The organism is Streptomyces flavalbus (genome assembly GCF_042674625.1).
In the GTDB taxonomy this organism is placed as follows: domain Bacteria; phylum Actinomycetota; class Actinomycetes; order Streptomycetales; family Streptomycetaceae; genus Streptomyces; species Streptomyces flavalbus.
Genome location: NZ_JBHTEB010000001.1, coordinates 426,637 through 437,462, shown reverse-complemented (window position 1 = coordinate 437,462; position 10,826 = coordinate 426,637). Strand labels below are relative to the sequence as shown.

At 72.9% G+C, this 10,826-nt stretch carries 10 protein-coding genes and 1 pseudogene; 6 read left to right on the top strand and 5 right to left on the bottom strand.

Features of this window, described 5'->3' with window-relative positions; translation table 11 throughout:
- Nucleotides 1–22 precede the first annotated feature (22 nt).
- Nucleotides 23–319 (bottom strand): DUF5133 domain-containing protein, encoded by a 297-nt coding sequence (locus tag ACFQZ6_RS01915; RefSeq protein WP_381604580.1) that lies wholly within the window; start codon nt 317–319, stop codon nt 23–25.
- A gap of 239 nt (nt 320–558) precedes the next feature.
- On the opposite strand from ACFQZ6_RS01915, the gene ACFQZ6_RS01910 reads away from it, so the two are divergent.
- Entirely contained in the window at nt 559–1,104 is a 546-nt protein-coding gene (locus tag ACFQZ6_RS01910) for a pep a2 (protein WP_381604579.1), read from the top strand.
- Nucleotides 1,101–3,245 (top strand): glycogen debranching protein GlgX, encoded by a 2,145-nt coding sequence (glgX, locus tag ACFQZ6_RS01905; protein WP_381604578.1) that lies wholly within the window; start codon nt 1,101–1,103, stop codon nt 3,243–3,245. Before ACFQZ6_RS01910 ends, glgX begins: the two co-directional genes overlap by 4 nt.
- Nucleotides 3,246–3,287: 42 nt before the next feature.
- On the opposite strand, the gene ACFQZ6_RS01900 is transcribed toward glgX, so the two are convergent.
- Entirely contained in the window at nt 3,288–4,091 is an 804-nt protein-coding gene (locus ACFQZ6_RS01900) for a VOC family protein (protein WP_381604577.1), read from the bottom strand.
- A gap of 126 nt (nt 4,092–4,217) precedes the next feature.
- Here ACFQZ6_RS01900 and ACFQZ6_RS01895 point away from each other — a divergent pair, with 126 nt between their 5' ends.
- Complete coding sequence (locus ACFQZ6_RS01895; protein ID WP_381604576.1) at nt 4,218–4,547, top strand: ANTAR domain-containing protein; 330 nt, start codon at nt 4,218–4,220, stop codon at nt 4,545–4,547.
- A 51-nt stretch (nt 4,548–4,598) separates the two neighbouring features.
- Here ACFQZ6_RS01895 and ACFQZ6_RS01890 read toward each other — a convergent pair whose 3' ends face one another.
- A complete protein-coding gene (locus tag ACFQZ6_RS01890; protein ID WP_381604575.1) occupies nt 4,599–5,417 on the bottom strand; it encodes a SigB/SigF/SigG family RNA polymerase sigma factor in 819 nt (272 codons plus the stop codon).
- Between the two features lie 396 nt (nt 5,418–5,813).
- On the opposite strand from ACFQZ6_RS01890, the gene ACFQZ6_RS01885 reads away from it, so the two are divergent.
- On the top strand, nt 5,814–6,335 hold the full coding sequence (locus ACFQZ6_RS01885; protein ID WP_381604574.1) for a hypothetical protein: 522 nt from the start codon (nt 5,814–5,816) through the stop codon (nt 6,333–6,335).
- A 6-nt stretch (nt 6,336–6,341) separates the two neighbouring features.
- Here ACFQZ6_RS01885 and ACFQZ6_RS01880 read toward each other — a convergent pair whose 3' ends face one another.
- Nucleotides 6,342–6,815 carry an MSMEG_6728 family protein gene (locus tag ACFQZ6_RS01880; RefSeq protein ID WP_381604573.1) on the bottom strand — a complete coding sequence of 158 codons (474 nt, stop codon included), beginning with the start codon at nt 6,813–6,815 and terminating at the stop codon, nt 6,342–6,344.
- 146 nt (nt 6,816–6,961) lie between these two features.
- Here ACFQZ6_RS01880 and ACFQZ6_RS01875 point away from each other — a divergent pair.
- Nucleotides 6,962–9,426, top strand: a pseudogene (locus ACFQZ6_RS01875) (molybdopterin oxidoreductase family protein).
- Entirely contained in the window at nt 9,423–9,905 is a 483-nt protein-coding gene (locus tag ACFQZ6_RS01870; RefSeq protein ID WP_381604572.1) for a hypothetical protein, read from the top strand. Before ACFQZ6_RS01875 ends, ACFQZ6_RS01870 begins: the two are co-directional and overlap by 4 nt.
- Here the strand turns inward: ACFQZ6_RS01870 and ACFQZ6_RS01865 are convergent.
- Nucleotides 9,871–10,776, bottom strand: a complete 906-nt coding sequence (locus tag ACFQZ6_RS01865; RefSeq protein WP_381604571.1) for an SDR family oxidoreductase — start codon at nt 10,774–10,776, stop codon at nt 9,871–9,873. The two genes, ACFQZ6_RS01870 and ACFQZ6_RS01865, sit on opposite strands and share 35 nt — an antisense overlap.
- Between the last annotated feature and the right edge of the window lie 50 nt (nt 10,777–10,826).

Genomic DNA, 10,826 nt, shown 5'->3' with positions numbered 1-10,826 from the left:
GGGGTCCTGCGCCGGAAAGGGGCTACCTTCCCGCCGGAGCACACCGGTCCGACGGAGGTCCCCGCCGGACGGCGCCGCTGGCGCGGGACCGCGCGTACTGTTCGTCCGAACAGGTGACGGCGGGGCCCCGCAGATACCGCTCGGCCGCGTCGGCGGCCTCCCGGGCACAGCGCTTTCCCATCAGCACGCACAGCGTGTAGCCCGAGTCCTCGAAGGTGGCCCGCACCGTGTGGTCGGTGGGCGCCGCGAGCATCACGCGCTCCCAGGCCCGGTACCGCCGTAGCTGCCGGGCGACCTCGGATCTGGCGGGTAGCAGCATGGTGCCCTCTCATCGTCGTAACGGGTCCGTGCCGTGACGTAACTTCACTCATGGTGCACGTACGACGACCCAGCGTCTTGTTAGAGCTTCAATCACCTCAGTCGTGTCTCGTGTTGCACGAATGGACTAGCACCCCCAGTGTGGAGCTGACTCAGAAGCGATCGGTGCTCACGCTTCGTGTTCGGGGGCGACCCGCGAGGGCGAGGGAGCGAGAGCCTCGCCGGTGAGGAGCCACGACGATGAAGACCGCAGTGCCCTGCTACTACCACCTCGATGTGGAAGTCAGCCCGGAACGGGTCGGACAGGTCAGGCGCATCCTGGCCGCACACCTCCGGTACTGGGATCTGGACACGCTCATCGAACCCGTCTGCCGCAGCACGGACCTGCTGCTCACGGCCATCGACGAGCACGCCACCGACAAGAACACCTCCATCGAGATGTGGTGGAACGGCCAGCACCTGATCACCGCCATCGGTGAGAACGACTGCGACCTGCGCCCCGACCAGGACCTGCGGTCCTGTCTGGAGCGCATCGCCGCCACCAGCGACGGCTGGGGCTGCTGCGCCACCGACACCGGCAGCAAGGTCATCTGGTTCTCCCAGCGGGCCCGCGCCGGGGAACGCGTCCCGCTGGTGCCCACCGCACCCGCGCCCAGCCTGCGCGAGACGCTCCAGGTGCCCCGCGAGGTGCCGGTCACGGCGCTCCTCGCCGGACCGGCGAGCACGACGGGCGGCGTGCTGGCGGGCGAACGGCCCCCGATCGGCGTACTGGAGGACGAGCGGTGACCGCGCGACGCGAGCCGCGGGAGCGGGTGCCCGCCTGGAGCGGGCACCCCTACCCGATGGGTGCCGCCTTCGACGGCAAGGGAACCAACTTCGCCCTGTTCAGCGAGGTCGCCGAGCGCGTCGAGCTGATCCTCGTCGACGCCGACGGCAGGCACCGCCCTGTGCCGCTGACCGAGGTCGACGGCTTCGTGTGGCACTGCTACCTGCCCGACGTCGGACCGGGGCAGCGCTACGGCTACCGGGTGCACGGCCCCTGGCAGCCCGAGCTGGGCCACCGGTGCAACCCGGCGAAGCTGCTGCTCGACCCGTACGCCACCGCGGTGTGCGGGCAGATCGACAACCACCCCTCCCTCTACGAGCGTTCCGCGACCGGCGCCGACCCGGGCGACAGCGCCGGGCACACCATGCTCGGCGTGGTCGCGGACCCGACCTTCGACTGGGGCGACGACCGCCCGCCCCGGCGCCCGTACGCCGACACGGTGATCTACGAGGCGCACGTCAAGGGCCTGACCCGCACCCACCCGGAGGTGCCGCCCGAGCTGCGCGGCACCTACGCGGGCCTGGCGCACCCCGCGGTGATCGAGCACCTGACCGGGCTCGGCGTGACCGCGGTGGAGCTGATGCCGGTGCACCAGTTCGTGCAGGACGGCGTCCTGACGGACCGCGGCCTGTCCAACTACTGGGGCTACAACACCATCGGCTTCTTCGCCCCGCACAACGCCTACGCCGCGCACGGCAGTTGCGGCGAACAGGTCGCCGAGTTCAAGGCGATGGTGAAGGCGCTGCACGCGGCCGGGCTCGAAGTGATCCTCGACGTGGTCTACAACCACACCGCCGAGGGCAACGAGATGGGGCCCACGCTGTCCTTCCGCGGCATCGACAACGCCTCCTACTACCGGCTCGTCGACGGCGACTGGAAGCACTACTACGACACCACCGGCACCGGCAACAGCCTGCTGATGCGGCACCCCTACGTGCTCCAGCTCATCATGGACTCGCTGCGGTACTGGGTGACCGAGATGCACGTCGACGGCTTCCGCTTCGACCTCGCGGCCACCCTGGCGCGGCAGTTCCACGAGGTGGACCGGCTGTCGGCGTTCTTCGACCTGATCCAGCAGGACCCGGTGATCAGCCGCGTCAAGCTGATCGCGGAACCCTGGGACGTCGGTGAGGGCGGCTACCAGGTGGGCAACTTCCCGCCGCTGTGGTCGGAGTGGAACGGCAAGTACCGCGACACCGTACGGGACTTCTGGCGCGGCGGGGAGCACACCCTGGGGGAGTTCGCGTCCCGGCTGACCGGCTCCTCCGACCTGTACCAGCACAGCAGGCGCCGCCCGCGCGCCAGCGTCAACTTCGTCACCGCGCACGACGGGTTCACCCTGCGCGACCTGGTCTCGTACAACGACAAGCACAACGAGGCCAACGGCGAGGACAACCAGGACGGCGACAACGACAACCGGTCCTGGAACTGCGGCGCCGAGGGCGACACCCGCGACCCCGCGGTGCTGGAGTTGCGCGCCCGCCAGCAGCGCAACTTCCTCGCCACCCTGCTGCTGTCCCAGGGCATCCCGATGCTCAGCCACGGCGACGAACTGGGCCGCACCCAGCGCGGCAACAACAACGCCTACTGCCAGGACAACGAGACCTCCTGGGTCGACTGGCGGCTCGGCGACGAGCAGCGCGCGCTGCTGGACTTCACCCGGACCGTCATCGGGCTGCGCGCCGCCCACCCGGTGCTGCGGCGCCGCCGCTTCTTCCGCGGCGAGACCGCCACCCACGCCGGGCAGCCGCTGCCCGACCTGGTGTGGCTGCTGCCGTCCGGGCAGGAGATGGCCGACGAGGACTGGGACCGCTCCGACGCGCACAGCGTCGGCGTCTTCCTCAACGGCGACGCCATCGCCGAACGCGACCCCTACGGGCGGCCCGTGGTCGATGACTCCTTCCTGCTGCTGCTCAACGGCTACTGGGAGCCGGTCGACTTCCGGCTCCCCGGCGTCACCTACGGGGAGCGCTGGACGGCCCTGCTGGACACCGCGGACCCCCAGGGCACCCCGGACGAGACCGAGCACAAGGCGGGCACCTGGACGACCGTGGAGGCGCGCAGCCTGGTGCTGCTCACCCGGCCGTCCCGCGCCACCTGACGCGGCCGGAACCGGCCGGACGCGGCGGACCCGCTGCTCAGCTCAGCGGGTCCGCCGCGACGTCACCGTGAACTGGGCGCCGTCCGCGTCGCGCAGCACCGCTTCGTCGGCGCCCTCCCGCAGCACGCTGCCGCCGTGCAGCTCCGCCGCCCGCGCGCACGCGCCCACGTCGGCGACGGCGAAGTGGACCTGCCAGTGCGGCCGGATCGTCGGGTCGGGCGCCGACTCCACCGCCCCCGACTCGATCCGGGCCACGATGTCCCCGCCGCTGCGCAGCAGCACCTCGTCACCCGCGTAGTCGACCTCGCAGCAGCCCGGCTTGGCCGACGCCCAGTCCAGGACCTGGCCGTAGAAGATGGCCGCGTCGAAGGCGTCTCGGGTGTGCAGCCGGACGAAGGCGGGGGCGGCCCGCCGCCAGGTCTCCCAGTTGCTGGGCAGGTCGCCCTCCCAGACGCCGAACGTGGCGCCGTCCCGGTCGGCCAGCAGCGCGCCGCGCCCCGGCTGGAAGGAGATCGGCCCGACGGCCGACGTACCGCCGCGCTCCTGCACCCGGGCGACCGCCACGTCCGCGCTGGACACCGCGAAGTACGGCGTCCAGGCCACGGCCATCTGCCACATCCCGGCCATCGCGGCGATCCCGGCGACCGGGGCGCCGTCCGCGAGCGCCACCCGGAAGCGTTCGCCGAGGCGGGCCTGCCGCCACGTCCAGCCCAGCACCGCCGTGTAGAACTCCTCGGTGGCCTTCAGGTCCCTGCTGGTCAGGCTCACCCAGCAGGGGGCACCGAACACGGAGTGCGTGGAGACGGCCTCCGTGGTGCCCGTGGCGGGTGTGGTGTCATGGTTCATGGCAGTCGTCCTGGTCTCGTCGTCCGGCGGCCACCGGTTCTCCCCTCAAGTGTCCAACCGGAACCCGTGCGGGCGCCTGTCGAGTACCCCGGTGGCGGGGAGCACTCCCCGTGGCACGATGGACGGGTGGCAGCACCGCGGGAACCAGCGGACGAGACGGACCGCATCTTCGAGCTCCAGGAGCAGGTGGACCAGCTCAAGGAGGCCGTCACCTCGCACGCCGTCGTGGACCAGGCGATCGGCATGGTCGTCGCCCTGGCGCGGGTCACCCCTGACCAGGGGTGGGCGGTGCTGAAGGAGGTCTCCCAGCACACCAACACCAAGCTGCGCGGCGTCGCGGAGCTGATCGTGGTGTGGGGGCGCAGCGGGGTGATGCCCGCGGAGATCCGCGCCGAGCTGGAGGCCGCGCTCGACCGGCACGGTCCGACGCAGATCCCGGGCTCCACCACCGACTGACCTCTTCCCCCGCTCGATTCCCACGGTTGCCGGGCTCAACGAGCGGGAGGCTCAACGGTTCTCGGGTCCGTCGCCGTTCTCGCCGTTATCGGCGAGCAGTTCCTCGCGCAGCCGGGCGAAGCAGCCGCTGAGCAGCCGGGAGACGTGCATCTGGGAGATGCCGAGCTGCTCCGCGATCCCGCTCTGCGTCATGCCCTGGAAGAAGCGCAGGTAGAGGATGGTCCGCTCGCGCTCCGGCAGCGTCTGCAGGCACGGGCGTACGGCGACCCGGTCGACGACGACGTCGAAGCGCGGGTCGGGGCCGCCGATGGCGTCGCCCAGCGCGTAGCCGTCGGTGCCCGGCATCTCGGCCTCCAGGGACAGCGCGGAGAAGCACTCCAGCGCCTCGGTGCCGACGCGCACCTCCTCCTCGGTGAGCTGCGCGTGCTCGGCGATCTCCGCGGTGGTGGGGGCGCGGCCCGGTGTGGTCTGCGCCAGCTCCTTCGCCGAGCGGCGGACGCGGTTGCGCAGGTCCTGGACCCGGCGTGGGACGTGCAGGGTCCACATGTGGTCGCGGAAGTGGCGCTTGATCTCGCCGGTGACGGTCGGGACGGCGTACGCCTCGAAGGCGCGCCCGCGGCCGGGGTCGTAGTGGTCGACCGCCTTGACCAGCCCGAGCGCGGCGACCTGGTACAGGTCCTCCAGGGCCTCGCCCCGGCCGCGGAAGCGGACGGCGATCCGCTCCGCCATCGGGAGCCAGGCGCGGACCACCTCGTCCCGCAGGGCCCGGCGCTCGGGGCCGTCGGGGAGCCGCTGGAGCCGTTCGAAGGACTCGGCGGTGTCGGGGGCGTCGTCGTGCGGATGCTGCCTGGTGCTGGTGGCCGCGCGCATACCGCGCACCTCCTCAGCAGTGCCGGGTGGACGGACACCGAGGGAAGCGGGGGGCTCGGACGGGTCGGTCCGAAACACCCGTTCCCGCGGACGTGCCTCCGGTCCGAAGCACTGAAGTGCCCTTTCCCGGCTCGCGCCCCCACGAAACAAATCCGGAAATATGGTGACAAGGCGCGTTCGACGCGTGGCCGTGCGTGGAGGGCCGGTCCCTGGACACCGGACGTGATGTACGGCACGCCCGCGACCGGGCCGCCGCCCCGCTCCCGGCGATTCCCGCAGCGCAGCGCTTGATCAGCGATCAACGCCGCGAAAACGCCGATCACCGCGCATTCCGCTCGTTTGACAGTGCGCCGAGCCCCTGGATAGGAAGCAGCGTCCGGAGTCGAGAGGTGCAGGGTGTACGAGCCGAACGTGGTGGGGGACTGGCAGGAGTACGACGAACACGCCGGTCTGCGGGTCCGCGTCCACCGCCTGGAGCGGTCCGAGCCGCCACGCGGACGGGACGACGCCGCCGAGGGGCTGACGTACTTCTGTCTGCGGGTGACCGTCGAGAACCGCGGCACCCGGCACTTGGGCATCCACCTGGAGGACGGCCAGATCGACGTGCGGGTCGGCCCGGACGGCGAGAGCGCCTTCGTCGACTGGCGCAACTCGCAGTTCATCGAGGGCTACGACGTCTACCCGCTGCGCCGGGCCACCGCGGTGCTCTACGGCGCCGCGCCGGAGGCCGCGCTCGGCCAGGTGGACGTGCAGATCCAGTTGCGCGTCGACGAGGAGTGGACCGGGCGCGCGCTCTGGTCGGGCGGCGTCGGACTGGCCGAGCAGTCCGGCTGCGCCGCGCCGGGGGCGGCCCGCGACGGCATCGCCCACGAGGTGAGCGCCTTCCTGCGCGAGCAGGCGGAGGACGGCGCCGCCTGACGCGGCTCAGGCCCCGCCCTCCCGGTCCGACGACGGCCACACGTACGGCAGGTCGTCGGGAACGCCGGGGAACAGCCCGGCGTACGCCTCCCGGTCCTTGCGGACCAGCGCCGACCGGTGGCTGAGGTGGAAGGCGTCGTCACCGAGCCAGGGCGGCAGCTCCCCGGCCCGCGCCAGCTCCTCCTGCTCCCGCACCGGCGCGCCGGGACGGGACGCGGCGAGCCCGGCGACGAGGGAGGCGGCGCAGCCGTCCTGGTGGCCGCGCTCCCGCCACACCCGGCAGATCTCCAGCCCGTACCGGACGAGCGCCTCCTCGTAGCCCGCCCACATCCGCACCGCCGGGTGCCTGCGCCAGCCGTACCCGGGCACGGTCAGCCCGCGCAGCACCTGGAGCGCCTCGACCCGCTGCTTGCCCAGCCGACGCCGGTCCAGGACGAGCGCCGACTCGCGGAAGCCGGGGTGGGGGAGGAACGTCTGCATCCTGGTCCTGCTCCGTTCAGCGGCCACGGCTCGACGGGGGAACTCGGGGCCATGCTTCCCCCGTCCCCACCCGTCGGCAACCGGGGGTGTGGGACGGGCGGAGGGCGGTACAGGGAGGGGGCAGACACCGCACAGGGAGGCAGTCGATGGCACAGTCGGACCGCATCGCCGAACCCTGGGGGAGCCGCACCCCGTACGGCGCCGGGGAGCGCTGGCCGGTGCGTGTCGACGCGTACCTCCAGGAAGGCGTCGACGAGCGGGACGTCGACCGCTGGGCGCAGTCGGCGTCGCTGCTGCACTCCAACGGGGACGCGATGGACATCGCGGTCAAGGACGGACGGATCGTCGGTGTCCGCGGCCGGGCCGTCGACCGTGTCAACCACGGGCGGCTCGATCCGAAGGACCTGTTCGCCTGGCAGGCCAACGCCTCGCCCGACCGGCTGACGGAGCCGCTGGTGCGGGAGGGCGGGCGGCTGGTGCCGACGTCGTGGGACGCGGCGATGGACCGCGTCGTCGCCCGCACCCGGGAACTGCTGGACGAGCAGGGCCCCAGCGCGACCGGCTTCTACACGACCGGCCAGTTGTTCCTGGAGGAGTACTACACCCTCGCGGTCATCGCCCGCGGCGGGCTCGGCACCCACCACGTCGACGGCAACACCCGCCTGTGCACGGCCACCGCCGCGTCCGCGCTCAAGGAGTCCTTCGCCTGCGACGGGCAGCCCGGCTCCTACACCGACGTCGACCACGCGGACGCCATCGCCCTGTTCGGGCACAACATGGCCGAGACGCAGGGGGTGCTGTGGTCGCGGGTCCTGGACCGGCTGGCCGGGCCCCAGCCTCCCGCGCTCGTGTGCGTCGACCCGCGCACGACGCCCGTCGCCCGCGCCGCGACGGTGCACCTCGCGCCCCGCCCGGGGACCAACGTGGCACTCATGAACGCCCTGCTGCACGAGGTCATCGCCCACGGCTGGGTCGACCACGGCTACGTCCGGGAGCACACCGTCGGCTTCGAGGAACTCGCCGAGCGGGTGAAGGATTACCCCCCGGAACGCGCCGCCGAGATCTGCGACGTCCCCGCCGAGGACGTCCGCAGGGCCGCGCGCGTCCTCGGCACCAGCGAACGGCTGCTGTCCACCGTCCTCCAGGGCTTCTACCAGTCCCACCAGGCGACAGCCGCCGCCGTCCAGGTCAACAACCTGCACCTGGTGCGCGGGATGCTCGGCAGGCCCGGGTGCGGCGTCCTCCAGATGAACGGACAGCCCACCGCGCAGAACACCCGCGAGTGCGGCGCCGACGGGGACCTCCCGGGCTTCCGCAACTGGAACAACCCGGCACACGTCGAGGACCTGGCCCGGGTGTGGAACGTCGACCCGGCGCGGATTCCGCACTACGCGCCGCCCACGCACCTCATGCAGATGATGCGGTACGCCGAGGAGGGCTCCCTGCGGCTGCTGTGGATCAGCGGCACCAACCCGGCCGTGTCCCTGCCCGAACTGCGCCGCGTGCGCTCCGTCCTGGCGCAGCGGCGGCTCTTCGTCGTCGTCCAGGACCTGTTCCTGACGGAGACGGCCCAACTGGCGGACGTGGTGCTCCCGGCGGCCACCTGGGGTGAGAAGACCGGCACCCTCACCAACGCCGACCGCACCGTCCACCTGTCCGAGAAGGCCGTGGAACCACCCGGCCAGGCCCGCGCGGACCTGGACATATTCCTGGACTACGCGCGCCGCATGGACCTGCGCGACAAGGACGGCGCCCCCCTCGTCAAGTGGCACGACCCGGAGTCGGCGTTCGAGGCGTGGAAGGAGTGCTCGCGAGGCCGTCCGTGCGACTACTCCGGCATCACCTACGCCAGGCTGCGCGGCGGCAGCGGCATCCAGTGGCCCTGCGACGAGGAGCACCCCGACGGCACCGAGCGGCTCTACGCCGACGGCACGTTCTTCGCGGCGCCGGAGCAGTGCGAGAGCTACGGCCGCGACCTGGTGACCGGGTCCCGGTGGAGCCGACCGAGTACCGGGCCCTCAACCCGTCCGGCAAGGCGGTGATCAAGTCGGCGGGCTTCCTGCCGCCGCACGAGCCGCCCGACGACGACCACCCCTTCGTCCTGATCACGGGCCGCACCCTCTACCACTTCCACACCCGCACCAAGACCGCCCGCGCGCCGCAGCTCCAGGACGCGGCCCCCGAGGTCTGGGTGGAGATCTCCCCCGGCGACGCCGCCGCCCTCGGCATCGGTGAGGGAGACCTCGTCGAGGTGACGACGCCACGCGGCTCGGTCCGCGCCGCGGCCCGCGTCAGCGCCATCCGCGACGGGGTGGTGTTCCTGCCGTTCCACTACGGCTACTGGGACCGCCCCTCCGGCAGCGCGCCGGACGGCGACGGCCGCGCCGCCAACGAACTCACCCTCACCGACTGGGACCCGGCGTCCAAACAGCCGCTCTTCAAGACGGCGGCGGCCCGCGTCAGCCGCCTGCGGCCGGGCCAGCACCCGGCCCCCGCCCCGACCACCACGGCGTCCGCCCCCTCGGCCGCGGACGTCCCGGCCACCCGCGGCGGTCCCGCGGGCCGGGCCAGCGAGGCACCGCACGACCCCACCGGCGGAGGTACGCGATGAGGATCGGACTGGCCCTGCGCGCCCTGCACCACGACGAGAACGCCCTCGCCACCGAGCTGTTCCACGTCTCCCAACGGCACGGAACCGACCACGACATCCACTACCTCGCCCGTGACCTGGCGGGCTGGTCGCAGCGGCACGTCCGCGAGATCGCCGACTTCGGCCCCCGCTACGGCGTCACCCTCGACCCCGCACCAGCCACCGAGCCCACGCTCACCGGCCGACTGCGGGAGAAGTCCAGCGAACTCGTCGGCCGCCGCGGCGAGGCCGCCCTGCTCGTCCTGCGCGATCTGCGGAAGGTCTACACCGAGGCGTCCGGAGTCTCCGTCGACTGGGAGATGCTCGCCCAGGCCGCCCAAGCCGTTCGGGACACCGACCTGCTGGCTCTGTCCCAGCGCTGCCACCCCGACACCCTGCGGCAGTTGCGCTGGGCCAACGCCAGGATCAAGGAGTCCGCCCCGCAGATCCTGGTGAGCTGACGCCGCGCGCACGGTGGTCAGCCCGGCCGCCCGCGCCGAGCGGGCCGGTCGAGCCCAGGGCGCCCCCGGCCTCCAGGCGGGGCAGGTGCCGTCGGGCGACCCGCAGGGCGACGGGCGGCACCGCGCCGCGCCCCGCCTGGAGGAGGCGCAGCCAGCGCGGCACGTACACGGCGGTGCTGCGCTGCTCCATGGCGCTGACCAACCGGTCGGCGGCCGTGTCCGCGGACCGGGCGCGGCGCGCTGGCGCGGGCAGGTGGGCGCGCACCTCGCGCAGGACCGCGTGCCGGTCGGCGTCCCGGATCATGTCGGTGTCGATCCAGTTGAGGTAGGCGATGCCCACGGCGACCCCGTGGTGGGCGACCTCCGCGCGCAGCGCGTGGGTGAACGCCTCCACGCCCGCCTTCGAGGCGCAGTAGGCGCTCATCATCGGGACGGCGCCCAGTGCGGCCAGCGAGGCGATCTGGAGGTGGTAGCCCGCGGTGCGGCGCAGGTCGGGCAGGAAGGCGCGGGCCGTGTGGGCGCTGCCGGTCAGGTTCACCTCGACGACCCGGGCCCACTCGTCGGGGTCCGACGTGGCGAAGGGTCCGCCCAGCGCGATCCCGGCGTTGGCGACCACGACCGACGGCGGTCCGAGCCGCTCGCGCACCTCGTGGGCGGCGCCGTCCAGCGCTGCCGGGTCGGTGACGTCGGTCTCGATCGCGACGGCGGAGGTCGGCAGGGCCGCCGCCACCTCGTCAAGGAGCGGCTTCTCATGGCCGAGCAGGGCGAGCCGCGCCCCCCGCAGGGCGCTCGCGCGGGCCAGGGCGGCGCCCACTCCGCGCGCCGCGCCGGTGACCACCACGGTGCGGTTCCTCAGCGGGCTGTCCGTCACGGGCCGCTCCGCTCCGCCGGGGGACGCGGGGGACGCGGGGGACACGGGAA